The following is a 25,291-nucleotide window of genomic DNA, read 5'->3' as shown; positions in this document are numbered from 1 at the left end:
CCATGTGTTGCCTTTTAGGCTACATATGTTGCCTTTAAAGCAACATATGAGGTTGCCATGAGCCTCGCCTCGCTGCTGTTTACCGACTACCGCCGCCGGGTTCTGGGTTTGCTGCTGCTGCATCCGCAGCGCAGCTATCACTTGCGCGAAATCGCCCGGCTGACCGCCACCCAGCCCGGCACCCTGACCCGCGAACTGGGCAAACTGGCGGAAGCCGGCGTGCTGACGAAGCAGAAGGTCGGCAATCAGCTGCAATACAGCGCCAACCGCCAGTGCCCGGTGTTCGAAGAACTGGCCAGCATCCTGCGCAAGACCAGCGGCCTGGCCGAAGTCCTGGCCGATGCCCTGCTGACCCTGCAGGAACAGATCGCGGTGGCCTTCGTGTTCGGTTCCATGGCCAGCGGCACGCCGCGTAGCGACAGCGATATCGACCTGCTGCTGATTGGCGAGCTCGGCTTCGCCGAGGTGGTGGCCGCGCTGTATCCGCTCCAGGCGACCCTGGGCCGCGAGATCAACCCGAAGCTCTACCGGCCCGCGGAATGGCGCCTGGCACTGCAGGAGCAGGGCAGCTTCATCCGCGATGTGCTGGGCAAGCCGAAGCTGTTTATCCTCGGCAGTGACGCCGACCTGAAGCACCTTGAGGAGCAGGGATGACCCTGGAGAACTTGCTCGGTCTGTCCTTGGAGGCGGTCGCCGCGGACGCCTCGACCATCCAGCGCCTGCTGGAGGCCGCCCGGCGCAGCCTGGCGGACTCGCGCCTGCCCGGCATCAGCCCGGAAGGCCGCTTCGACATGGCCTACAAGGCGATCATGCAGTCGGCCAATGCCGCCTTGCAGGCCAGTGGCTATCGCACCCTGACCAGCAAACCGGGGCACCACCAGACCATGCTGCAAAGCCTGCCGAAGACCATCGGCCTGGAGCAGCGCACCCTGATCCTGCTCGATAGCCTGCGCAAGCAGCGCAACGTGATCGACTACTCGGGCGATGTGGTGAGCGGCTCCATGGCGGACGCAGCCCAGGCACAGGCCGAGCAGTTGCTGCAACGGGTCATGGCCTGGCTGGGCGAGCACCACCCGGAACTGCTGGCATGAGTCTCGACCTGCACGACTCGCCCTTCGCCGGCCGATCGCTGATCGAGGCCAGCGCCGGCACCGGCAAGACCTGGACCCTGACCGCGCTGTACGCGCGCCTGCTGCTGGAGCAGCAGCTAAGCGTCGGGCAGATCCTGGTGGTTACCTACACCACCGCCGCCACCGCCGAGCTGCGCGAGCGTATCCGTGCGCGTCTGGCCGAGTTGCTGGCGCTGTACGAGGGAGGCACGAGCGGCGACGACTTCCTCATCGAGCTGCACCGTCGCCATCCCGGCGAGGCGGCGCGCCGGCGCCTGCTGCTGGCGGTGCACGGCTTCGACGAGGCGGCCATCTTCACCATCCACGGCTTCTGCCAGCGCGCCCTGCAGGACTCGGCCTTCGAGGCCGGTGGCGACTTCGACGCCGAGCTGACCCAGGACGACCGCGAGGTGCTCGACGCCCTGCTTGGCGACGTCTGGCGCCATGTGCTGGCCGAGGCCGACCCGGCCTGGGCGCGCTTCCTGGCCAAGCAGCGCATCACTCCGGCGACCCTGCGCCAGGCGCTGCGCAGCCATCTGGGCAAGCCCTACCTGCGGGTGGAGCCGCGCGAGGCGGCAAGCGACGCCGAGCTGAGCGCCGCCAGCACCGCCTGGCAGCGCGCTGCCGCGCTGTGGCACGACGCCGGCTGCGGCTGGATCGAGACCCTGCGTGGGCACGGCGGCCTCAGCCAGACCACCCACAAGGTCGCCAAATTGCCGCTGTGGTCGGCCGAGCTGGACGCTTACTTCGCCGACCCGGCGGCCCTGTTCGAGGCGCCGGAAGGATTGCTCAAGTTGGGGGCGGTCGCCCTGGGCAAGGCCTGCAAGAAGGGTTTTGACGCCCCCCAGTGCGAGCTGGCCGATGCGCTGGACACATTGTCCCAGGCCCTGGCCGCCGCCGAACCGGCGGGCCGGCAGAAGCTGATCGCCCTGCAGGTCGAGCTGCTCGACCGCCTCAACGTCGAGCTGCCGCAACGCAAGGCGGCCCAGCGCCTGCTGGCCTTCGACGACCTGCTCAACCGTCTCGACGAGGCCCTGCAGGGCCCGGCGGGCGAGGACCTGGCCACCCGGCTGCGCGAGCAGTACCCGCTGGCGCTGATCGACGAGTTCCAGGACACCGACCCGATCCAGTACGCCATCTTCGACCGCATCTACCGGGATGGCGGCGACCTCTGCTTCGTCGGCGACCCCAAGCAGGCCATCTATGCCTTCCGCGGCGCCGACCTGGCCACCTACCTGCAGGCCCGCGATGCCGCCGAGCGGCAGTACGACCTGCCCTTCAACTTCCGCTCCACGCCCGAGCTGATCGCCGCGCTGAACCGGCTGTTCGACCGCCCGCAGCCGTTTGCCGAAGAGGGCCTGGTCTATCCGCCGGTCAGCGTCGGCAAGAAGTCGCGGGCCACTCTGGTGCTGCCCGAGCAGGAAGGCAGCGCGCCGCTGGGCCTGGTCTGGCTCGGTGACGAGGGGCTGAACAAGGCTCGCGCCGGCGAACTGGCTGCGCTGGACACGGCGCGACGGATCGCCTCCCTGCTCGCCGCCAGCGCGCAAGGTGCCGCCTATTTCGAAGAGCAAATAGAGCCGTCGGAGTCCGTGCAAAGCGTCGCGAGCCCCGTGAGAGCAAGTCAGGCCCGGAGCGACGGACGAGACAGTACGGATAGTACGGCGAGTTCGGAGCGAGGGCCTGGCGCAGCTATCGCGGGGCGCAGCAGCTTTAAGCGGACTCCGCTCAAGGGCGGAGATATCGCGGTTTTGGTCAGCAACCATCGTGAGGCCGCCAGCGTCGCCGCCGAATTGGCCGCGCGCGGCGTGCCCAGCGTGCGCCGTGGTCGCGACAGCGTCTGGCACAGCGAGGAGGCCGCCGAGCTGGCAGCAGTGCTGGCCGCCTACGCCGAGCCTGGTCGCGAGGGCGTGCTGCGCTATGCGCTGGCCACCCGCCTGCTCGGTCGCGATGCCGCGCAGATCGCCCGCTGCCAGGACGACGAGCGTGCCTGGGACGCCGAGCGCGCCGCCGCCGAGCAGTACCACCAGCTGTGGCAGCAGCAGGGCTTTATGCGCGTCTTTAGAGCGTGGTTGGACCAGGAGCAGGTGGCCGAGCGCCTGCTGCAGGACATCGACGGCGAACGCCGGCTGACCAACCTGTTGCACCTGGGCGAGCTGTTGCAGGCCGAGAGCCTGCAGCGCTCCGGGCTGGAGCCGCTGCTGGCCTGGTTCCAGGCGCAGCGCGGCAGCGAGGGCGCCGGCGAGGATGCGCTGTTGCGCTTGGAGAGCGATGCCGAGCGGGTGCAGATCGTCACCATCCATACCTCCAAGGGCCTGGAATATCCCCTGGTGTTCTGCCCCTTCCTGTGGGACGGCCGCCTGCTCGGCCAGCACACCGACACCGCGCGTTGTCACGACGAGCACGGCCAGCCGCTGCTCGACCTCGGCAGCGCGCGCCTGGACGAGCGCCTGCAGGCGGCGCGGCGTGAGAGCTTCGCCGAGAAACTGCGTCTGACCTACGTGGCCCTGACCCGCGCCCGCGATCGCCTGTGGCTGCACTGGGGCCCGGCCGCCCTGCCCAAGGTGAAGAAGGACGGTTCGCTGCCCGACGAGGGCCTGCACAGCAGTGCCCTCGCCTGGCTGCTGCACGGCCGCGAGCTGTCCGGTACCGATGCCCTGGGCGAGCTGGCCCAGCATCTGGCGACGCGTGAAGGCCCGGCCCTGGCCGCCGAGCTGGACGCCCTGGCGCAAGGTAGCGACAACCTGATCGCCCGCCTGCCGCTGCTGATGGACGAGGCCAGCGCCGCCGGTGAAAGCCGCGCCGAGCCGCCGCAGGCTCTGCAGGGCTTCGCCCGCAGCCTGCACAGCGCCTGGCGCATCGGCAGCTTCTCCGGCCTGGCCGCCGGCATGCATATGGAGGCGCCGGACCGCGACAGTCTGGCCATGCCCGCCGCCAGCGAACCCGGTGCCGGCTTCTTCGCCTTCCCCCGCGGCGCCCGCGCCGGAACCTGCCTGCATGCCATTCTCGAAGACTGGATGCGTGGCAAGGGCAGCCTGGAGCAGCTGGTGCCGGCTGCCCTGCAGAACCACGGCATCGACGCGGCGACCTGGGCCGAGACCGCCACCGCACAGTTGCAGCGCGTGCTGGATTGCGACCTGGACGGCCAGGGCCTGAGCCTGGCCGCCCTCGACCCGACCCGCCGCCTGCCCGAGCTGGGCTTCACCTTCCCGGTGGAAAATCTCCAGGTCGAGCCTCTGCGCGCGCTGCTCGCCGACCCGGTGTACCGCTTGCCGCCGGCCATGCGCCAGGCCACTGAGCGCCTGCAGTTCGACGAGCTGCAGGGCTTCCTCAAGGGCTTTATCGACCTCACCTTCGAGCACGACGGGCGCTGGTACATCCTCGACTACAAATCCAACTGGCTCGGCCCGACCGTCGACCACTACGGCAGCGAACGCCTGGAGCAAGCCATAGCCAGCGAGCACTACCACCTGCAGTACCTGATCTACCTGGTGGCGCTGCGGCGCTTCCTGCGCACGCGCCTGGCCGGTTTCACCGACGCACAGCTGGGCGGCGCTTTCTATCTGTTCCTGCGTGGCATGCCGGAGGCCGGGGTGTACTTTGCACGCCCGGATGATGCGCTGCTGGATGCCCTGGACCGCCTGTTTGCGGAGGCGCAACGATGAACCGCGACGGTAGCCCGGACGTGGCGAACAACCACCCCCTCTCCCTGTGGGAGACGACTGCATGGATGCAGGAGCTAGGTCGCCGCAGGAAGCCGAGGGCTGGGGTGAGGGAGCGCGTCCTATGACCCTCACCGATCTACCCATCGGCCCATTGGAACGCGCCCTGCTGGCCAGCCTGCAGCGCCTGGAGCCGCAGGCGCCGGACGCCGTGCTGGCCTGCGCCGCGCTGTGCAGCGAGGCCCTGGCCAGTGGCGATGTCTGCCTGCCGCTGGCGCGGGTGGCCGGTCGGCGCCCCTGGGCGGAATTCGATTTCGTTCTGCCGCCGCTGAGCGAGCTGCGTACCCACCTGCGGGGCTCCGCGCTGGTCGCCGGCCCGAGTGCATTCGCGCCGCTGATTCTCGACGGCGAGCGCCTGTACCTGGCGCGTTACCAGGCCTACGAGCAGCGCCTGGCCGAGCGCCTGCTGGGCATGTCCAGCGAACGCCCGGAAGTGGACGAGGCGCAGCTGGCCGAGAGCCTGGCGCGGTTGTTCGCTTTCAACCAGCAACAGCCGGACTGGCAGCGCCTGGCCGCGGCCCAGGCGGTGCGCCGTCGGCTGGCGGTGATCTCTGGCGGCCCCGGCACCGGCAAGACCACCACCGTGGTGCGCCTGCTCGCCGCGCTGCTCGAACAGCCGGGCGGTGACAGGCTGGCCATCGGCCTGGCCGCGCCCACCGGCAAGGCGGCCGCACGCATGGCCGAGGCGATTCGCAATGCCAAGGCCGAGCTGCCACTGGCCGGCGAACTCAAGGCGCTGCTGCCGGAAGAAGCGCGCACCTTGCACCGCCTGCTCGGCAGCCGTGGCGACAGCCCGGCTGTGCGCCACGATGCGGCGCGGCCGCTGGCGCTGGATGTGCTGGTGGTGGACGAGGCGTCGATGGTCGACCTGGCGCTGATGGCCAAGTTGGTCGACGCATTGCCGCCGCAGGCGCGGCTGATCCTGCTCGGCGACAAGGACCAGTTGGCGGCGGTGGAGGCCGGCGCGGTATTCGCCGAGCTGTGCGAGGGGCGTGGCTTCGACGCGGCGGCTGCCGCCGAGCTGCAGCGCATCACCGGGCAGAACGTGCCGGTCGAGACGCCGCGCTCGGCGCTGGGCGACGCCGTAGTGCTGCTTACCCACAGCCATCGCTTCGCCGGCGACAGCGGCATCGGCGAGTTGGCGCGGCGGATCAACGGCGGCGATGCCGCCGGCACCCTCAACCTGTTGCGCGAGGGCCGCGCCGATCTGGCCTGGCAGGCCGAGCCGAGCCAGGCCGCGCTGCTGGATCGCCTGGAGCAGGGCTATCGCCCCTACCTGCTGGCGGCACGCAGCGGTGATGCGGCCGCGGCCTTCGCCACCTTCAACGCCTTCCGTGCTCTCACCGCCCAGCGCGAAGGCCCCTGGGGTGTGAGCGGTCTCAACGAGGCGCTGGAGGCACGCATCAAGCGCCGCTACTCGCTGGCCGAACGCGAACGCTGGTACCCCGGCCGTGCGGTGATGGTGCGGCAGAACGACTATGCGCTGGGCCTGTTCAACGGCGATATCGGCATCTGCCTGCACGGCGAGCACGGGCTCAGGGTGTATTTCGAGGGTGAAGAAGGCTTCCGCGCCTTCGCCCCGGCACGCCTGCCCAGCCACGACAGCGCCTTCGCCATGACCGTGCACAAGAGCCAGGGCTCGGAGTTCGCCGAGGTCCTGCTGGCCCTGCCGGAAAGCCCCAGCCCGCTACTGACCCGCGCGCTGTTCTACACCGGCATCACCCGCGCCAAACAGAAAGTGGAAATCTGGGGCCTGCCGGCACGCCTGTCCGAGGCGGTGAATACCAGGGCCGAGCGTGCGGCGGGACTGGCGGAGCGTCTAGGAGCTGGCCCGCAGGCAGTCGCCAGTGAGCCGCTGGCACCTGCGATGCCATCGGCAACCGACCAGCTCAGTCTGTTCTAGGGGAGTTGGATGAAGATTGTTTTCCTGATTATCTGGGCCGCGCTGAGCCTGCTGTTGTTGGCGGCCTCGGGTCTGTACCTGTGGCGTCAGCCGTCAGTGAGTAGCGTTTTAGTGTTTTCCGGCGTGTTGTATTACGCCTACTGTTTCCTGCGCCTGATTCTCGCGGCCTACCGACCCTGGGGTGTGTTAGGTCCTGGTCGAGGTGGCAACTGGTTGTGTCTGCTGTTGCTGCCCCTGTCGCTACTGCCGTTGCACTCCGCCTACCAGATCTGGCTGGCCGGGGGCTATACGCCCGAACCCCAGGAGCGGCGCTGGCGCCTGTCAATCGAACTGGGCCAGCAGGCGCTATTGGGCTTGCAGGAGCTGGTCGGCTACCTGGGCCCGGTGCTGCTTCTCAGCGCCGCTGGGCTGGGCATGGCGGCGTTTCTGTGGTCGCTGCGCCGCTAGCACCTTTCGCGGCGAGCGCTTCGTCGAGTGAAATGAAAAACGGGGCCATTCGGCCCCGTTTTTTTGTCCACAGCTGCCGGCTTATTCGCCCGGAATATCCTTGCGCAGCTTCACCGGATCTTCGCGGCGGCCCTTGAGGACGCGCATGCGGATGTTCAGTGCTTCCACGCCCAGCGAGAAGGCCATGGCGAAGTAGACGTAACCTTTCGGCACGTGGACTTCGAAGCTCTCGGCGATCAGCACGGTACCGACCACCACCAGGAAGGCCAGGGCCAGCATCTTCAGCGACGGGTGCTTGTCGATGAAGTCGCTGATGGTGCCGGCGGCCAGCATCATCACCAGCACGGCGACGATGATCGCGGCGACCATCACCGGCACGTGGGAGACCATGCCGACGGCGGTGATCACCGAGTCCAGGCTGAACACGATGTCGATGATGGCGATCTGGATGATGGTGCCGATGAAGTTGCGCGCGGCGGTGCTGCCCGGCGTCTGCTCGGCTTCATCTTCGCCTTCCAGGCTGTGGTACATCTCGGTGGTGCTCTTCCACAGCAGGAACAGGCCGCCGAAGAACAGGATCAGGTCACGCCCGGAGATGCCCTGGCCGAACAGCTCGAACAGGTCGTTGGTCAGGCGCATGATCCAGGTGATCGACAGCAGCAGGGCGATGCGGGTGACCATCGCCAGCGCCAGGCCGAAGAAGCGGGTGCGTGCCTGCATGTGCGGCGGCATGCGCCCGACCAGGATGGCGATCATGATGATGTTGTCGATGCCGAGGACGATTTCCAGGGCCGTCAGGGTGAGAAAGGCAACCCAGATCTCCGGGTTGGTGAGCCATTCCATTATGGATTCCTTTGTACGGTGGTAGGCGAAGGCCGCGCGGGCGGCGTGATTCTATCCGGCTTTGCGTGAAAATTCCGTCTGCCGTCGGGTCAGCCGCCGAACAGCGGGAACACGCCGAGCAGCAACGCTGCCACCAGTATGGCCAGGCAGATCAGCACTGCCCACTTGAGGGTGAAGCGCTGGTGGTCGCCGAACTCGATCTTGGCCAGGCCGACCAGCAGGTAGGTCGAGGGTACCAGCGGGCTGAGCAGGTGCACCGGCTGGCCGACGATCGAGGCGCGGGCCATCTCCACCGGGCTGATGCCGTAGTGGCTGGCGGCCTCGGCCAGCACCGGTAGCACGCCGTAGTAGAAGGCGTCGTTGGACATGAAGAAGGTGAACGGCATGCTCACCAGGGCGGTGATCACCGCCAGGTACGGCCCCATCGCCTCAGGGATCACTGCCAGCAGGCTCTTCGACATGGCCTCGACCATGCCGGTGCCGGACAGGATGCCGGTGAAGATGCCGGCGGCGAAGATCAGCCCGACCACCGCCAGCACGTTGCCGGCATGGGCGGCGATGCGCTCCTTCTGCTGCTGCAGACAGGGGTAGTTGATGATCATGGCGATGCTGAAGGCGATCATGAACAGCACCGGCAGCGGCAGCAGGCCGGCGATCAGGGTGACCATCAGCGCAGCGGTCAGCGCGCCATTGATCCACAGCAGCTTGGGTCGGCGCGCTTCCGGGTATTGCGAGACGCTGATCGCGGCGTGGTTGTCCTGCTCGTCCGGCAGGTGCAGCACGCCGAGGCGGGCGCGCTCGCGCTTGCCGTAGATCCAGGCGACGCCGAACAGGGCGATGCAGCCGGCGATCATGGCCGGGATCATCGGCACGAAGATGTCCGACGGATTGACGTGCAGGGCGCTGGCGGCGCGGGCGGTGGGGCCACCCCAGGGCGTCATGTTCATGATGCCGCCGGCGAGGATGATCAGCCCGGCCATGATCAGCGGGCTCATGCCGAGGCGGCTGTACAGCGGCAGCATGGCGGCGACGCAGATCATGTAGGTGGTGGCGCCGTCGCCGTCGAGGGAGACGATCAGCGCCAGCGCGGCGGTGCCCATCGACACCTTCAGCGGGTCGCCCTTGACCAGGCGCAGGATGGCGCGCACGGCCGGGTCGAACAGGCCGGAGTCGATCATCAGGGCGAAGTAGAGGATGGCGAACATCAGCATCACGCCGGTCGGGGCGAGCTTGCCGATGCCTTCGAGCATCATCGGGCCGATGCCGGCGGCGAAACCGCCGATCAGGGCGAAGCTGATGGGCACGATGATCAGGGCGATCAGGGCGGATAGGCGTTTGCTCATGATCAGGTACATGAAGGTCATGACCATGGCGAAGCCGAGGAAAGTCAGCATGGCTATCTCCGGGCGGGCGCACGGTGGCGTCGCGGCGAGGCCAGAGGCAGGCAGTGGCGAGGCATGGCGGGCACCCATCTTGTTGTTGTCGGGCCATCGGTCCGGGGACGACGGCGGACGGATGCTAGGTGGCGAAGCTTTCAGGCAGCTTTCGGCGTGCTAGCTTGGCGATGAAGGGATTGCGGAGGGTGTCATGAGCGAACTGCACCACGGCGGCTGCCATTGCGGGCAGCTGCGTTACAGCATCCGCGCGCCGCTGCGCGACATCGCCCACTGCCATTGCTCGGTGTGCCGGCGCACCAGCGGCGGCATAGTGGTCACCTGGCTGACGGTGCCCCGCGACAGCTTCCAGTGGACCCGCGGCAGCCCGGCGGCCTATGCCTCGTCGGCCAGCTGCACGCGCTACTTCTGCGGGCGCTGCGGCTGCCAGCTGAGCCTGTTCACCGACCTCAGCCCGGACAGCCTGGACCTGACGGTCGCCAGCCTCGACCAGCCTGAGTTGGCGCCGGCCGAGCGGCATATCTGGGTGAAGAACCGCCTGCCCTGGCTGCATCTGGACGAGCAGCTGCCCGAGGAAGATGAGGAACAGCTATAGGCGGTCTGCCTACGGCAGGATCAGGCCGCCGCTGGCCTTGTGCAGCGTGCGTAGGTGTTGGCCGAGCTGCTCCAGGTTGGCCTCGCCGGCCTCGATCTCGGCCAGCAGCTCGGGCTCCAGCAGCAGGCGGACTTCGCGGTCGAGATCGTCGCTGAGCTGGCGTAGCTTGAGCTGGCGCGCGCTGCTGGCAGCTTCCAGCTGCTGCCATTCGCCGGGCTGCGGCAGGCCGTAACCGGCGTCCAGCAGCTCGGCCGGGCGGCTGAGGAAGCCGCTGTTGTCGAGGATCTGCCGCAGAGTGGCATCGGCCTCGGCGAAGCGCTGCTCACCGGGTTCGTCACGGGCGCCCAGGTAGCGCTGCTTGAGCTGTTCCTGGGCCAGCAGCAGCTGGCGACGCAGGGCGGCCTGTTCCAGTAGCAGGAGGGCCGCGCTGGCGCGCAGGTCGGCCTTGGCGAACCAGGTGCGGCGCTGTTCCGGCGGCAGCGCCAGCCAGTCTTCCACCTCCTGCTGCGGCACCGCCAGGCGCTCGCGCAGGATCACGAACATGGCCTGGTAGCGGTCGCGGAACGAGTCGAAGCGATAACCCAGGCGCAGCGCCTCGCGCGAGTCGGCCAGCACACTGCGGTCAGCCAGGCCGCGCGTCTCGAGAATGTCCAGCAGGCCGTTGGGCATGATGCTGTCCAGCCCCTGCAGCTCGCTGCGCCCGGTGCCACCGCGCAGCAGCTTGAGGGTCTCCACCGCACAGTTGTTGGAGAGGAACCAGTAGTCGCCGTCGTAGCTCCAGTGCTGTTCGGCGGCGCGTGCCACCAGTTGCTCGGTCTCTTCGCGCGACAGGCGCAGGGGGATCGAGGACAACCCACGCAGCTCGACCTTGGTGTACTCCTCGATCACCTGGGCAAGCGGCAGGATGAACAGGCGCGAGGGATAGGCGCCGGTTAGCCCGTCCCAGCTGGACAGCTGCACGTCGCCGACGAAGGCGCGGTAGGACAGCACCAGATGCTGGTCCAGGTCCAGCCGGCAGGCCGGGCCGCGCGGACGACCAGGGGCGCACACCACCAGGCGCAGCATGCTGTGACCCCAGCGGCTGGCCCACTGCTGATTGGGCTCGGCGAGCAGGTAGTCGACTTCGTAGACCCGCTCGGGATCGAGCCGGCCCAGAGGCTGGCGGGCGAAGTCGCGGCCGGCGTTGAGGTAGGCATAGTCCGCGGCGCACTCGGCCTGTTGTGCCGGCTGCCAGGCGAAGTGCTGACGCAGGTAGCGCTGAAGGGTGGGGCGGCGGCAGGCGTAGGTCGGGTCGAGCAGGAAGTACTCCATGTTCACCGCGACGAACTCGCGCGGGTTGCTCAGCTCGTAGGGGTCGGGGCTGCGCGCCACCTGGCCATTGTCCTGCTCGCGGGTACCCCGCTTGCCGACCTGCTGCTGCCAGCCAGCCAGGTCGAGCAGCTGCGGGTCGTCGCTGAGGCTGAAGCGCCGCTCGGTCTGCCCGCGGCACAGGTCGCGTTGGCCGACCAGGCCGCTGCTGGCGAATTCGTTCCGGCAGCGCCACTGCTGCTGGCGCTCGCTGGCCGGCCACAGGCGGGCGCGGTCGTACAGGTGGGTCAGTTCGTGCAGCACGGTAGCCAGCAGCTCGCGCCGCAGACTGCCGTGGGCACGTCCGCTGCTGGCATCGGCCAGGGTGGGGTCGAGCAGGCGCGGCAATAGCTGGGCATTGAGGCTGAGGGCGTCGAGACGAGTGATGCGGCCGTAGACGTCGAACGGCAGATCAGCGGACCAGCGCACCTCGACCTGGCGATCCAGGCGCTGGACAAAACTCGGCGGCAGGGCCGCTACGGCCTGATCCAGCAGGGCCTGGCTGGCCTGGATTTCGGCGGGGGACAGGTCCTCCCGGTCCAGGTCCAGGCGCAGCTCGGCCTGAAGGCCGACGCTGGCGCCGGCGAGCAGCAGCGCGACCAGCCAGCGCGCGGCGCGGGGAATCACAGGGCGAGAATGGCTTCGGCGAGCACCTGGTCATCGGCCTGGCGAGCTTCCGGCAGGCGCTCGCGCAGAGTAGCGAAGGCTGCCTCCAGCTGCACCCCACGGAACTCGCCCTGGCTGGCGACGAAGCTGGCGGCGTCATCACGAGCGGCGCGGACGACCTTCATGTCACGCACCGAGGTGGTGGTGTCGGAGGTGAAGTCGAAGCTGCGATCCAGCGCGCGGACGATGATGTTGCTGGTGGCCACCAGGGTCTGCGCCTGAATATTGGCCAGTGGAATCAGAGTAGATAGCGCGAGGAGGACGACAGCAAGGCGCATGACATGGGCTCCATAGGTTAAAGGCGCATATTGGACGCGAAGCGTTGCCGCCGGTTCAAGCGACTGAAGCACATTGCCTTACCACATAGGCAGGTGTGCGTAGACAGATATGGGGTGACAATTGCCGTAAGGCTCTTGTTCGGCAACTGTCTGCCTCGTAGACTCGACTCAGTCCGGGGGCTTACCTGTTTACAGTATCCCTATCTTTTCGACGCAGTTCCAAGCGTTATAGCTATAAAAATGCCGATTCAGACTCGTTGTGTTCTCAATCCGAGGCTTCACCCATCTCAGTTAGGTAGTCCTGGCCAAGGACACCACTTCGCTGCTGAAGCTTTATCAGATTTGCTGACCCATCCAAAACTGGCGGAACAGGCTGCAATGCTTTACTTCTGCTTGCCATACCAGTTGCCACCGGCAGACCAAACCTTACGGCTGCTGGTCTGTGCTTGGCCATATGATGAGTTTCCGCCTGCATGTGCCCAGCAGCCGTTGGACGCTTGGCGACGTGGTTTTGCCTCGTGTCGTGGTGCTTTGGTATTTAGCCAACAGGCCGCAGGTGCTGTACGCCGGCTGATGGGCGATAGCTATCCAGTACAAGTTATTCCAGCGCAACCTGCAGAGCGCTTTTCCGGACTGTGTCCGGAGAGTGGAGTTTTCCCAAAGAACCGCCCGCGCTTATTGGAGTTTCACGGGCATTTGCTCGACAGCCCGCGTATTGGTCTATCCGTTGATGGCCTAGCGCAGGGTGATCAAGAGTTCGTTGCTGAGCCTGCTTCTTCTCGGCGGCTGAGCCTACGCCAGCGATTGGGAATAACTCGCCTGTTGATGCGAGGTTGGTGGCAAGATGCGGTTAGATCGTATCTGCGAAAACCCATTTTGGAGCCTGAGAGCTCAGCCCAACTACAGCGACTCAAGCTATATGGCACTGTTTACACATGTGTCTTGCGGGCGGAGGATACCCATTTTCGCTGGGCAGATATGCTCTCAGCGTTTTGTCTGACCTTTCGCGATGAGCCAAATGCCACATTGGTGCTCAAATTTACGCACCATAATGAATCCTCTGGGATTATTCCGCTGTTGACTGTGCTTTCACGCTTGTCTCCGTTCCGTTGCCGGGTAGTTGCAATTAGTGCCTTCCTGCAAGCTGATGAATATGCAGCGCTGATCTCAGCTAGCGACTATTTGGTGCAGGCTTCTGAGGCTGAAGCATCGGCGCTGACCGCGCAGGAATTTCTCAGCGCTGGACGGCCAGTGATAGGGCCTGCCTACAGTGCGCTAGCCGATTGGTTGACACCGGATAATGCCTTTTTGGTTAAGGGCGATCTGCAACCAGCCTGTTGGGTGGGGGATGTGGACAAGCAGATGCACCTACAGGCGCTTCGCCTGAACTGGGAGTCATTGTGCCAAGCGTTTGTACAGAGCTATGAGTTGGCCCAGCAGGCACCCGAGTTATATCGTCAGAAGTCCAAAATGGCTCGTGATGGCATGCGAGTCCATGCTTCTAATGAATATATTGGTGAAGTTTTAAAGCGTTTCTTTCTCCTGACATTAAATGCGCAAGAAGGAATAGATGCCCGACGGATGGTTTCATGAGAATTCTTGTCTACTCCGAAACCAGTGCTTCCAACTTACAAAGCCGTTTGGGTACCTCTGAGTACAGCTACTATTTCGTCCTCCGCGAGTTTTTGCCTGTGCTACGAGCCTTGGGTGAAGTTCAGGTTATGGAGAATCCTCAGGATGAGGTGGATCCCATTTATCTTGAGTGCAGAGCTAAGGGCGAAGCCTGTGTGTTCCTGAGTTTCTCGCCGCCGCACCGAACGTTACTTAACTTGCAATGCCCAACCATCCCGGTATTTGCTTGGGAGTTTGACAGCATCCCTAACGAAGCATGGTTGGGGCGGCCTGAGGAAGACTGGAGTTGGGTGCTTCGTCAGTTGGGTTTTGCTGTTACCCACTCTGTATCCACGATAGACGCTGCATACAAAGTGTTGGAGTCGAGTTATCGACTACTCAACGCTCCTGCTCCGGTCTGGGATGCTTTTGCTGGCCTGCGTGAATTACCGCGCCAGCAAGGACCGTGGTTGATTCGAGGGCAGGGGGCACTGTTTGACAGCAGGGTGCTGGATTTGCCAAGTTTCTTAGACGCAAAGCCTGACTACTGGCATTCACAAGTTCATGGCACGTCTATGCCGAAAGCGGAGTTAGAGGCTGAGGAGCGTCGGCGTGTTGAGCTTGAGGTTGTCCATCGGCGATTTGGTGAAGGTGCATCATATGAGGCTACGGCTGCTTTAAACATACACAATCCTCCACGACGTCTTTTGGATAGGAGTTGGTGGCAGATATCCAAACGCTATGCGGTAACATGGTACACCAGCGTGCTGGCAGATATGCTGCCTCGTACTGCTCAGTCGTTGAAGTCAGGCAGGCCTATTTCAGATGGGAATGTGCCAGCAGCGCTGTTTCAAGCGGCACCCTTTGAGTTGGTTGTTGAGGGAGTGGTATTTACCTCGGTTTTCAATCCGTACGACGGCCGCAAGAACTGGCAGGATTTACTCAGTGCATTCTGCAATGCGTTTGCCGAGCGCGATGATGCAGTGCTCCTATTTAAGCTCACCCATCGTGCCTGCACTTCCCCTATTGTTGACATGCTGCGCTATTTGGCACGTCTACCTGCATTTCGTTGCCGTGTAATTTTGCTGCATGGCTATTTGGATGATGCCGATTACCAAGCGCTGGTTGGTGCTACTGCTTATGTGGTTAACGCTTCCTATGGCGAGGGGCAGTGTTTGCCGCTGATGGAGTTCTTATCATGTGGCAAGCCGGCCATTGCCCCTGATCATTCCGGGATGATGGACTATATCGACAATCAAATGGCTTTTGTGGTGGAGAGCTGGGATGAGGCAACCGGTTGGCCCCATGATCCACGCTTTGCTACGCGTACACATCGCAAACAGATCAGTTGGACATCTCTGCGGGAAGCCTTTGTAGAGGCCTATACTATTTATCATGAATATCCTGAGCGATACGCTGCTATGTCTGAATATGCCATCGAGCGGATGCGCCAGCACTGCTCTCGTGATGTACTTGCGGTAAAACTCAGACCTTTTCTAGAGGCTGCTTCATGCGTGTGATTTTGGAGCGCTTAGCGGCGTGGTGGAGTAGGCATGTACGGCCTGATGAAATTCAGGCAGTGCACGTTTCTAATAGTCCAGTCGACTCTAGAGATTGCGGGCTATATGACGCAGTGCTTGGAGGAAGCTTTAATAACGCAACTGGGGAACTTTATCCAGGTTTTGCGGTTGGTCAGCAAGATGTTGTGCTCGACTTTGGTTGTGGTGGTGGCGGTGCTACTCGATTTTGTTCTCGCCAGGGTGCGAAAGTTATTTTTGCGGACAGCGACGCCAGCAAAATAGAGCAACTGAGTGCTTCTCTATCTGAGAGCAGAGCGGAAGCTTTTCAAGGAATCCACAGTGAGTCGTTGCCGCTACCTCTCGCAGATGCGTGTGTGAACCGAGTAGTAGCGCAGGAAGTTCTTGAGCATGTCGAAGATCCGGCAGAGATCCTTGCCGAACTATTTAGATTGGGTATGCCGGGAGCTCTCTACCTATTGAGTGTTCCTCATCCGCGCTCAGAGCGTATGCAGCAAGGTATTGCTCCGGATAGCCACTTCGAAGCGCCGAACCATATTCATATTTTGGAAGAAGAGCAGTTCGAACATTTGGTAAAAAGCGCGGGGTTGGAGATTCTCCATAGCGAGCGGAGTGGCTTCTATTGGGCATTCTGGATCGCACTGTACTGGGCGGATAGCCAGGCTCAGGGGAGGGTTCATATTGGCGCTACACATGACCAGATCGTTCCGCCGTACGCTTCTTTACTCTCTGACTGGGCCGGTTTGTGGAAGCGCATTTTGCAACTGCCTTCAGGGTTGTTGCTCAAGCAGCGATTAGATGATTTGTTGCCGAAAAGCCAGGTTATCATTGCGCGCAAACCTACATGAAAATTTCTTTGTCTGAATTGGCTTGTGGTTTGATAAGGGTCATGGGCTTTTTTTGTAATTTATAGCTGGGCGTCTTTTCTATGCGGCGAAGGATCGAGGATATAGAGTTTTTGCGAGGGTTCGCTGTTCTCTTTGTGGTTATTTATCACGCGAATGGTTCGCTTTTTACTTGGAGTACGCCTGCTCTTGCTAGGTTTTATGCGTATTTCTCTGGTGGCTTTGGCGTAGATTTGTTTTTCGCAATATCAGGATTTGTTATTGCTCGCGATCTGGTTCCAAAGCTACAAGCTGCCAATAGCACTGATGCTGCAGCTCGTATCACGCTCGCATTTTGGGTTCGCCGCGCATGGAGGTTATGGCCGTCCGCATGGTTTTGGCTGTTTGTTATATTGTTTGCAACGATTGGTTTTAACGAGTCCGGCGCGTTTAGCACTATACGGGCGAATGTAGAGGCTACAGTGGCCGCAGTTATGCAAGTGGCTAATTTTCGCTTTGCTGAGACATTTGGGCTCAGAGATTACGGCGTGAGCTTCCCCTATTGGAGTCTCTCGCTTGAGGAGCAGTTCTACCTTGTCTTTCCGTTAGTTGTACTGCTTGCTAAGCGGTGGTTGCCGTATGTGTTAGCTGCTTTGGTGTTAGTGCAAATCTTCTCGGCTCGTTCTCTTGTGGGAATGGTTGTAAGGACAGATGCTTTGGCTTTGGGTGTATTGATTGCTTTGTGGGTAGGGCATGCCACCTATAAACTCAGTAAGCCTCGCTTTATGAATGCTTATGTTGGAGGGGCTTTTCTTGCGCTGGCATTTATATGCATGAGTGCATTAAGTTCACATGAGCTGAAGATTGTCTCGTTTCGTATGGGTATGATTGCACTGATATCAGCTGCTCTTGTCTGGGTTGCTTCTTATGATGAGGATTTTCTTTGTCGTTCAGGTTTGTTTAAGCGAGTAATGTGCTGGTTTGGTTCTCGTTCATATGCCATGTATTTAATACATGTTCCAGCGTTTTGTTTTACGCGGGAAATTTGGTATCGCTTGTCGCCAAAGGCTCAAGAAGCTGGTCCTGATTATTTTTATCTATATTTGTTTACGGCCTCGGTGCTGATATTGCTGTTCAGTGAGTTGAATTATCGGTTTGTCGAAGAGCCTTTGCGGCGTCGTGGGAAAAATGCTGCGCAACGTATACAGCGCGATAGCAGTTTAAATGACGGTGCAGCGACTTCTGCGTAGCTTTGCCATTAATGGATTAGAATAAAATGACATTTATTTCTTATGCGCAAAATTTTGAGGATGTCACGCTTTGGCGTGCATTGAAATTGACAGGGCCTGGTTGGTATATCGATGTTGGGGCAAACCACCCCAATTTAGACTCCGTGACACGCTCTTTTTATGAGCGAGGTTGGAGGGGGATAAATATCGAGCCCGTGGAGCACTATTATGATGCTCTATGTGAGGCGAGGCCTGATGAAATCAATCTTTGTGTTGCGGTTGCGCCAGAGGCTGGCGAACTGAGGTTCTATGAGAACCGTGAGACCGGTCTATCTACTCTCAGTGAAGATATGCGGGAGGTCCATGAGGGTATTGGAATTCAGTTCGTTCCACGAACTGTGCAGACTAGACGTCTTGATAGCATTTGCGAAGAGTATATGCCATCCGATGTACCTCTTCATTTCCTCAAAATCGATGTAGAGGGTTTCGAGCGGCAAGTGCTCGAAAGCATGGACTTTACCCGTTGGCGCCCTTGGATAGTTGTGCTGGAGTCGGCTTTTGACAAGCATCCAGATTGGGAAGATCTTCTCATGGCCGCAGGTTATCTCTATGCTAGTTGCGACGGAATTAATCGGTATTTTGTTGCCAAAGAGCAGGCGCGGTTGATTGACCCGCTTTCGATGTTTCCTTGTGTTCTAGATGAATTTCGGTTATGTCCGGGACATCTACTGAGTAGCTCGGCTCAAGAGGTAGAAGTGTTGAGGGCAGATCTGCAGCAGGCCGAGCAGCGTGCTAGGCAAGCTGAACAGCAGTTGAGCGCATTACAGGCGAGCCGTTCTTGGCGGCTGTTGCGCTGTCTTGCACACTGGAAGGCCAGATTTGGTGGGCGTGCTCTTGCGTGAAGAACAGTGATGGCTGAGACGCTCCTGGTTACAGGTCTTGGTGGCTTTGTAGGCCAGCATATTCAGACGCAAGTACCGCCGCATTGGCGGTTGCTGCCGCCCATGGCTCTGGATGTGCTGGATACTGCATCTATTGATGGATGCCTTGCCCAATGTGTACCAGATGCGGTCATTCATTTGGCTGGTCAGACTTTTGTGCCAGAGTCGTTTCGCAATCCCGAGAAGACCTTACAAGTCAATTTAATGGGAACACTGAACTTGTTACAGGCGCTCAAACGCCACAAGTTCAATGGCAGCTTCCTCTATGTAAGCTCTGGGGATGTTTATGGGCAGGTCAATGAGGACTCGCTTCCAATAACGGAGAGTCTCCAACCGCGGCCATCTAACCCTTATGCAGTGAGTAAGGTTGCCGCAGAGTTATTGTGCCAGCAATGGAGCCGCGTTGAGCCATGGCGCATTATGGTAGCAAGACCGTTTAATCACATAGGCCCGGGCCAGCGTCCGGACTTTGTTATCGCCGATATGGCTAGACAATTGGTGCGAGTAAATAATGGGCTGCAGGATCCTCGATTAATAGTGGGAGATGTCGATGTGTCCCGAGATTTTTTAGATGTTCATGACGTCATCTCAGCATATTTCTCCCTGTTGGCAAATGGGCGAGATGGTGAGATATATAACGTCTGCTCAGGGCAGGAGCAGAGTGTCCGCGGTCTTATCGAGAAAATGGCAGGCCTTTTAGGCGTGAAGATTGAATTAGTTCAGGACCCTCAGCGATTTCGCCCAAGTGATCAGCGCCGAGTTATTGGGTGTTCTGAAAAGCTGCGGCAAGAGACAGGCTGGGCGCCAGCTGTGACTATCGATCACACGCTGCAATGCGTCTTGACCGACTGGAGGGCTCGAGTTTGATGTCGGGTGGTCGCCGTACTGTCATGCTATTGTGAGCGTGAAAGATAATGCGATAAGCGAAAAGGATAATACACGCATAGCTTATGTCTGAAGGCCAGCGAATAATGGCGCTTGATATATGGTATTGGGGTTGACGAGCATTTCTTTGTTCGAATTATGATTCATGCGGGCCGAATGCCTTAGATTATTGAGATAAAAATAATGTCAAAAAATGCCTTGATCACAGGTGTTACCGGCCAAGATGGCGCATATTTAGCAAAGCTGCTGTTGGAGAAAGGATATAAAGTATTTGGCTTGGCGGCGCGCCGTAGCAGCGATACCCGTTGGCGCTTGCGTGAACTGGGAGTTGAAAGTCAGATTAATTATATTGAGGGGGATCTGGCTGATGCTTGTTCGATTCAGCGGGCATTAATTAAATCTCAGGCGCACGAAGTCTATAATTTGGGTGCGCAAAGCTTTGTTGGGAGTTCTTGGGATCAGCCGGTTATCACCGGCGTGGTCGATGGGTTAGGCGTAACTCACCTACTAGAAGCTATTCGCCAGTTCAATCCCGAGGCGCGATTTTATCAAGCATCTACTAGTGAAATGTTTGGGCTTATTCAAGCAGAGCGTCAAGACGAAGATACGCCATTCTACCCGCGCAGCCCATACGGCGTAGCCAAATTATATGGTCACTGGATTACTGTTAACTATCGGGAGAGCTTTGGTTTACATGCTTCTAGTGGGATTTTGTTTAACCATGAATCTCCGCTAAGGGGCATTGAGTTTGTCACTCGGAAAGTTACTGATGCAGTGGCTCGGATTAAACTTGGTAGGCAAAGAGAGTTGCGCCTAGGCAACATAGACGCCAAGCGTGACTGGGGGTTTGCTGGCGATTATGTTAAAGCAATGTGGTTGATGTTGCAGCAGGACACGCCGGATGATTATGTGGTTGCGACAGGTGTTACAACAACTGTTCGCGATATGTGCAAACTTGCTTTTGAACACGTTGGTTTAAATTATGAGGACCACGTGGTTATTGACCCCCAGTTCTTCCGCCCTGCAGAAGTCGATATCCTACTTGGCAACCCCATTAAGGCTGAACGTCAGCTAGGTTGGCATCCAACTACTAGCCTCACGCAGTTAATTAGCATGATGGTTGAAGCGGATCTGCGCCGCGTTGCCAAGGAGTAAGGTTTCATGATCGTCCCTGTCGTATTGTCCGGTGGTGCCGGCACTCGTCTCTGGCCCGTTTCGCGCGAGGATCATCCGAAGCCGTTCATGCGGCTGCCCGATGGTCAGTCGCTGCTGCTAAAGACATACGTGCGTGCCGCGAATCTGCTGGTCGGTGATGGTGAGATCGTCACCGTGACTAACCGTGAACACTATTTCGAGAGTAGGGATCACTTCGCTGAGGCAAAGCTGTCCGGTTGCCGGTCGCGCTTTATTCTAGAGCCGCAAGGGCGCAACACAGCGCCAGCACTGGCGGTTGCTGCACTGGCGCTGGCTGCGGAATACGGCGAGGACACCGTATTGGTGGTGATGGCAGCCGACCACCTGATTCAAGACCTCCCAGGTTTTTCCGTTGCGACTGAGCACGCAGTACAACTGGCGAAAAATGGCTATCTGGTGACCTACGGCGTGCGGCCGACCGCACCAGAAACGGGTTTCGGCTACATCGAAGTGGGTGATGCCTTGGATGAACAGGGTGGTAGCCGGGTAAAGCGTTTTGTGGAAAAGCCTGACAGCGATACCGCCCAGCACTATCTGGAAAGTGGGCGTTTCCTATGGAACTCAGGGATGTTTTGCTTCGCTGCAGGAACGCTGATTCGCGAGCTGCAGGAGCATGCGCCGGAGCTGCTGGAGCGGGCGAGTACTTGTGTTGGGATCAGCAACGCACAAAGCGTTTCCGGAGGCACGCTGCAGGAGCTCGACGGTAAATTCTTCGCGGAGTTGCCGGACATTTCCATTGACTACGCCTTGATGGAGCACTCTCGGCAGGTTGCGGTAGTACCTGCGCAGTTCGACTGGAGTGACATCGGCTCATGGACTGCCTTGCGTGATCTAGTGAGTGCTGATACTGATCACAATCGGGTGCAAGGCGATGCCCTATTCATCGATAGCCGTAATACATATGTGCAGAGCCAGAGCCGTCTTGTAGCCACAGTCGGTGTGGATGACCTGATCGTGGTTGAGACCGACGATGCGGTGCTGGTGGCTCATGCGAGTTGTGCACAGCAGGTAGGCCAAGTGGCCAAGCGCCTGAAGCTGGAAAATCACGAGGCCTATCGTCTGCATCGGACAGTGTCACGGCCTTGGGGAACCTATACCGTACTGGAAGAGGGCGCACGCTTTAAGATCAAGCGCATTGTGGTTAAGCCAGGACGTGCGCTTTCGCTACAGATGCACCATCACCGTAGTGAGCACTGGATTGTTGTGCAAGGCATGGCCAAGGTGGTCAATGGAACAATGACTCAACTTATCAACAGCAACGAGTCCACCTTCATACCGGCAGGACATCGTCACCGTCTGGAGAATTCTGGTGTCATTGATCTGGTCATGATTGAAGTTCAAAGCGGCGAATATCTGGGTGAGGACGATATTGTGCGCTTTGAGGACAACTATGGCCGAGTTCCTGTCTGACAGTGCTGGTAGCGAAGCTTGGTGTGCTTTAAGAGTCTGCTCAGGGCTCGGATGTTTTGATGTGTGCACGAATGCTCGGAATCAGGGGAATATTCCGCTGTTTCACGGCGCTGCGTAAAGAAATTAGGCGGAAGAGATGGCGCGTAAGGCGGGGTTAAGATCAGGGTTGGCGCTAGCGTGGATGCTGGCGAAGCAGGATATTAGGAACCGCTACGCCAGCTCCTATGCCGGGGTTGCCTGGACCATTGGCGTGCCTCTTCTATACGCGGTTATCAATGTCGTGGTGTTCTCGATTTTGATGAATGGCCGCATGGGCGTGCGCTATGGCGATATCCCGTTCGCGCTGTTTTATTTCTTGCCATTTTCCTTGTGGATATTTTTCGCCGATACCGTCAACCGCAGCACCGTGGTGTTGCGCGAGTATGGCTATCTGATCAATAAGATCGCTTTTCCATTTTGGGTGTTGCCGCTTGTGCCGGTGCTCTCCGCGTTTATCAGTCAAGCCATCATCTTGGTTATTGTGACGGGGCTGATGGTGCAATTGAACGTGCCCTTGGCCAATACGGCTTACCTGTATGTATTGGTATGGGCGATCTGTGTAGTTCTGGCCTTGGGCATTGCCTATGGCATGTCAGCTCTTGCGGTATATATCCCTGACTTGGCACAGATTGTTCCAGTGGCAATGAACATCCTGTTTTGGCTAACGCCGATTCTCTATCCTGCCACGCTTGTGGAGGACCATGGGGCTCTGTGGGTACGGGGTGTCATCATGGATTACAACCCGTTCTATTACCTGGTCGAAATATCCCGCCATGCCGTGTTCGGCACGGGAGAAATCATGTGGTATGCGCTGCTCACGGTATTTGGCGTTGCCGTGGCGGTGCTGCTTGGCGGGGTATGCCTGTTCCGCAAGTTGAAGTCCGGTTTTGCTGATGTGATCTGAGCAGAGCGAGTAGTTGTTGGTGAAGAACAGTACTGATTCCAGCTCGATCATTGAGCTGACGAACGTTTACAAAATCTACCAGACCTATAGCAGTCCGCAGCATCGTATGATCGAGCTGCTGACTGCTGGACGGAAACGTTATGCTCGCGAAGTTCGGGCGCTGGACGATGTATCGCTGACGCTGGAGCGTGGCAGCCGGCTGGGTATCGTAGGCGAGAACGGCAGCGGCAAGAGTACCTTGCTGAAAGTGCTTTCGGGCGTGCTGATGCCGTCCTCGGGTACTGTGCGGGTCAAAGGGCGAATTTCCGCGCTGCTGGAGCTGGGCGCCGGATTCAATCCGGAGCTGCCTGGTCGGGAAAATATTCGTCAGTTCTGCATGCTGCACGGCATGACTCGCGGTGAGATTGACGAAGCGGTGCCGGACATTATTCAGTTCAGCGAGCTACGCGATGCCATCGATCATCCGGTGAAAACCTATAGCAGCGGTATGGCTGTGCGTCTGGGCTTCGCCTGTGCTGTGTATGTTGAGCCGGAGATTCTGATCGTGGACGAAGCTCTGAGCGTGGGTGACGCCTATTTTCAGAACAAGTGTCTGCACAAGATTAAGTCTCTGCTGGACCGTGGCACTACCTTCATTTATGTCACTCATGCTGCCGACTCGATTCGATCTCTTTGCCAGCAAGGGATCTGGATGGATAAGGGGCGTGTGCGCCTATCCGGTCCTTCTGCTGCAGTAGGTGCTGAGTACCAGAAAGATATCTTCCGGCGCATGGTGCAATCCGGACTCAAGGACAAGGCTGATATCGGTCGGGCTGGTACGCCTATCCGGGTGGATCAGGGAACCGCCGATCAACAGGCGCGCCACACTGCGTTTGCCGAGCGTGTAGGGCCCTTGCGCACTGGCAGCGGAGAGGCGCGTATCGTCGATATCGTGCTACGCGATCAACATGGCGTGGATACCGACAGAGTGCTCTTCAACACCAAGTGCAAGGTACAGGTGTTCTACCGTGCCGAGCAGCCATTGCCGGCCGACTACGGAATCACCTTGGGCATTGCCGATACCAGCGGCTGTCAGATCATGCATTTCAATTCGGTTCAGGCTGGTACATACATCACTGCAGACAATCCGCAGGCGCTGAAGGTTATCGAGTTCGAGTTTGTCAGTCCGCTATGCCCTGGTGAGTACGGTCTGATGGCGGGTATCGCTTCCTTTGTCCTGAGCCCGGTGAATAAGGGCCAGCTGATGCTCGATAAGGTCGTCGATTACTGCGTGGGGGGCGCACGTTACTCCATCCTCTATCCCGATGGTGAGCAGGAGCACAACCTTTGGGGTGTTGCCCATGCGCCCTGTGCTATCTCAACTCAGATCCTGGCATGACATTATGATGAGTGGTGCGATCCAGTGCGGAGTCTTGAGGTGGCCCCAAGAGGCAGAGAAAAAGCTTATGGCGGTTAAGACATGAAGGGCTGGGTAAATTGGCTGCGCCAGCGATCTAAGCCGATCCATCGGCTGGTGCAAGCGCAGGCTCTGGATCTTCCGAAATTCGAGTTTGCAATCCACGCGGGCACTGACGAATGTATTTCACGCGACTTGGAGCGTGACGGAATTTGGGAGCCCTTCGAAACAACCGTCTTTGGTCGGTTGTGCAGACCAGGTGACCGGGTGTTGGATTTGGGCGCTAACATCGGCTGGTACACTGCGTTGGCCGCTAAACTGGTCGGTGGTCAAGGCGCGGTGATCGCGTTCGAGCCGGACGCCACTAACTACAGAGTCCTCAGGCACAACGTGGCCCTTGCTGATCGGCATGGAGTGGTCCAGACCATCAATGCGGCGGTAAGTGATCGGCAGGGACAGCTGCCGTTCTACAGGTCGGAATCCAACCTAGGTGACCATCGATTATTTTCCGATACCACCGAGCGCATTATGGTGGCAGTTGACGTCACCACACTGGATGCTTTTTTTGTTGGGCGTAACGAGCTACTGCCAAGCATCGTCAAGTCCGACACTCAGGGTTCGGAGGCAAAGATCCTACGTGGCGCGGCAGGTTTGCTGGCAGCGGGTTGGAGGCCTGTGATGGTGGTGGAGTTCTGGCCCTTTGGTCTGACACGTTCAGGGGATGACCCTATGACTCTGGCCACGGAACTGCTCGGTTTGGGCTATAGCCTGTATGAAGTATCCGAGCATACTCCCAGGTTGCGCTGCCTCGACCTAGAGGCAATCGAGCGTCGCTTAGGCGAAGATATCTCACCTAATCATTGGGGCTTTTTGAATCTGCTTTGCATTCACAAAGACTCCAATCGCCTCACCGATTTGGCTGATCTGATGGCCTGATCTGGCTGAAAGCCTCACTCGTCTGCTATGGCTGCCTGATCGGCAAATGCCGATAGTGGTTGCTTTCTAGTTTATGGAGCAAT

General features: G+C 59.9%; 21 protein-coding genes. 17 read left to right on the top strand and 4 right to left on the bottom strand.

Translation table 11 applies throughout. The annotated features are described in order from the left end of the window. Positions 1 to 57 precede the first annotated feature (57 nt). From N7607_RS11290 to N7607_RS11270, 5 genes are all read left to right on the top strand, one after another. Positions 58 to 654, top strand: coding sequence for a nucleotidyltransferase domain-containing protein (locus N7607_RS11290; protein WP_279867885.1), 597 nt, complete (start codon positions 58 to 60; stop codon positions 652 to 654). Continuing rightward, positions 651 to 1,091 carry a DNA-binding protein gene (locus N7607_RS11285; protein ID WP_279867884.1) on the top strand — a complete coding sequence of 147 codons (441 nt, stop codon included), beginning with the start codon at positions 651 to 653 and terminating at the stop codon, positions 1,089 to 1,091. Before N7607_RS11290 ends, N7607_RS11285 begins: the two co-directional genes overlap by 4 nt. Further along, positions 1,088 to 4,771 (top strand): UvrD-helicase domain-containing protein, encoded by a 3,684-nt coding sequence (locus tag N7607_RS11280; RefSeq protein ID WP_279867881.1) that lies wholly within the window; start codon positions 1,088 to 1,090, stop codon positions 4,769 to 4,771. The genes N7607_RS11285 and N7607_RS11280 overlap by 4 nt, the downstream gene beginning before the upstream one ends. A gap of 121 nt (positions 4,772 to 4,892) precedes the next feature. After that, a complete protein-coding gene (gene recD, locus N7607_RS11275; RefSeq protein WP_279867880.1) occupies positions 4,893 to 6,731 on the top strand; it encodes an exodeoxyribonuclease V subunit alpha in 1,839 nt (612 codons plus the stop codon). Positions 6,732 to 6,740: 9 nt separating this feature from the next. Continuing rightward, entirely contained in the window at positions 6,741 to 7,178 is a 438-nt protein-coding gene (locus N7607_RS11270; protein WP_279867879.1) for a hypothetical protein, read from the top strand. A gap of 81 nt (positions 7,179 to 7,259) precedes the next feature. Here the strand turns inward: N7607_RS11270 and N7607_RS11265 are convergent, their stop codons facing one another. Both N7607_RS11265 and N7607_RS11260 read right to left on the bottom strand, forming a co-directional pair. Then, complete coding sequence (locus tag N7607_RS11265; RefSeq protein WP_279867878.1) at positions 7,260 to 8,021, bottom strand: TerC family protein; 762 nt, start codon at positions 8,019 to 8,021, stop codon at positions 7,260 to 7,262. 89 nt (positions 8,022 to 8,110) lie between these two features. Next, positions 8,111 to 9,415, bottom strand: coding sequence for a CitMHS family transporter (locus tag N7607_RS11260; protein WP_279867877.1), 1,305 nt, complete (start codon positions 9,413 to 9,415; stop codon positions 8,111 to 8,113). Positions 9,416 to 9,608: 193 nt separating this feature from the next. On the opposite strand from N7607_RS11260, the gene N7607_RS11255 reads away from it, so the two are divergent. Next, positions 9,609 to 10,010 carry a GFA family protein gene (locus N7607_RS11255; RefSeq protein ID WP_279867876.1) on the top strand — a complete coding sequence of 134 codons (402 nt, stop codon included), beginning with the start codon at positions 9,609 to 9,611 and terminating at the stop codon, positions 10,008 to 10,010. 9 nt (positions 10,011 to 10,019) lie between these two features. Here the strand turns inward: N7607_RS11255 and N7607_RS11250 are convergent, their stop codons facing one another. Further along, positions 10,020 to 11,981 carry a DUF4105 domain-containing protein gene (locus N7607_RS11250; protein WP_279867910.1) on the bottom strand — a complete coding sequence of 654 codons (1,962 nt, stop codon included), beginning with the start codon at positions 11,979 to 11,981 and terminating at the stop codon, positions 10,020 to 10,022. Continuing rightward, entirely contained in the window at positions 11,981 to 12,301 is a 321-nt protein-coding gene (locus tag N7607_RS11245; RefSeq protein WP_279867875.1) for a DUF2388 domain-containing protein, read from the bottom strand. Before N7607_RS11245 ends, N7607_RS11250 begins: the two co-directional genes overlap by 1 nt. 342 nt (positions 12,302 to 12,643) lie before the next feature. Between N7607_RS11245 and N7607_RS11240 the strand changes: the two genes are divergently transcribed. The 11 genes from N7607_RS11240 (at position 12,644) to N7607_RS11190 (ending at position 25,208) form a co-directional block, all read left to right on the top strand. After that, positions 12,644 to 13,894 (top strand): glycosyltransferase, encoded by a 1,251-nt coding sequence (locus N7607_RS11240; RefSeq protein ID WP_279867873.1) that lies wholly within the window; start codon positions 12,644 to 12,646, stop codon positions 13,892 to 13,894. Then, a complete protein-coding gene (locus N7607_RS11235) occupies positions 13,891 to 15,432 on the top strand; it encodes a glycosyltransferase (RefSeq protein ID WP_279867871.1) in 1,542 nt (513 codons plus the stop codon). The genes N7607_RS11240 and N7607_RS11235 overlap by 4 nt, the downstream gene beginning before the upstream one ends. After that, positions 15,423 to 16,298 (top strand): class I SAM-dependent methyltransferase, encoded by an 876-nt coding sequence (locus N7607_RS11230; RefSeq protein ID WP_279867870.1) that lies wholly within the window; start codon positions 15,423 to 15,425, stop codon positions 16,296 to 16,298. Before N7607_RS11235 ends, N7607_RS11230 begins: the two co-directional genes overlap by 10 nt. A gap of 80 nt (positions 16,299 to 16,378) precedes the next feature. Beyond that, positions 16,379 to 17,524 carry an acyltransferase gene (locus N7607_RS11225; RefSeq protein WP_279867869.1) on the top strand — a complete coding sequence of 382 codons (1,146 nt, stop codon included), beginning with the start codon at positions 16,379 to 16,381 and terminating at the stop codon, positions 17,522 to 17,524. Positions 17,525 to 17,550: 26 nt separating this feature from the next. Continuing rightward, positions 17,551 to 18,405 carry an FkbM family methyltransferase gene (locus N7607_RS11220; RefSeq protein WP_279867867.1) on the top strand — a complete coding sequence of 285 codons (855 nt, stop codon included), beginning with the start codon at positions 17,551 to 17,553 and terminating at the stop codon, positions 18,403 to 18,405. Between the two features lie 9 nt (positions 18,406 to 18,414). Continuing rightward, complete coding sequence (locus tag N7607_RS11215) at positions 18,415 to 19,311, top strand: GDP-mannose 4,6-dehydratase (RefSeq protein WP_279867866.1); 897 nt, start codon at positions 18,415 to 18,417, stop codon at positions 19,309 to 19,311. 201 nt (positions 19,312 to 19,512) lie between these two features. Then, positions 19,513 to 20,484, top strand: a complete 972-nt coding sequence (gmd, locus tag N7607_RS11210; protein ID WP_279867865.1) for a GDP-mannose 4,6-dehydratase — start codon at positions 19,513 to 19,515, stop codon at positions 20,482 to 20,484. Between the two features lie 6 nt (positions 20,485 to 20,490). Beyond that, the gene (locus N7607_RS11205; RefSeq protein ID WP_279867864.1) at positions 20,491 to 21,933 is read left to right on the top strand and encodes a mannose-1-phosphate guanylyltransferase/mannose-6-phosphate isomerase; all 1,443 of its coding nucleotides are present in this window, start codon (positions 20,491 to 20,493) and stop codon (positions 21,931 to 21,933) included. A gap of 136 nt (positions 21,934 to 22,069) precedes the next feature. Next, complete coding sequence (locus tag N7607_RS11200) at positions 22,070 to 22,876, top strand: ABC transporter permease (protein ID WP_279867863.1); 807 nt, start codon at positions 22,070 to 22,072, stop codon at positions 22,874 to 22,876. 19 nt (positions 22,877 to 22,895) lie between these two features. Continuing rightward, positions 22,896 to 24,254 carry an ABC transporter ATP-binding protein gene (locus tag N7607_RS11195; protein ID WP_279867862.1) on the top strand — a complete coding sequence of 453 codons (1,359 nt, stop codon included), beginning with the start codon at positions 22,896 to 22,898 and terminating at the stop codon, positions 24,252 to 24,254. An 81-nt stretch (positions 24,255 to 24,335) separates the two neighbouring features. Beyond that, positions 24,336 to 25,208, top strand: a complete 873-nt coding sequence (locus tag N7607_RS11190) for an FkbM family methyltransferase (protein ID WP_279867860.1) — start codon at positions 24,336 to 24,338, stop codon at positions 25,206 to 25,208. Positions 25,209 to 25,291: the final 83 nt, after the last annotated feature.

The sequence above is a fragment of the Pseudomonas sp. GD04019 genome, from assembly GCF_029837695.1.
Taxonomy (GTDB): domain Bacteria; phylum Pseudomonadota; class Gammaproteobacteria; order Pseudomonadales; family Pseudomonadaceae; genus Aquipseudomonas.
This window is presented reverse-complemented; position numbering and strand designations above follow the sequence as displayed.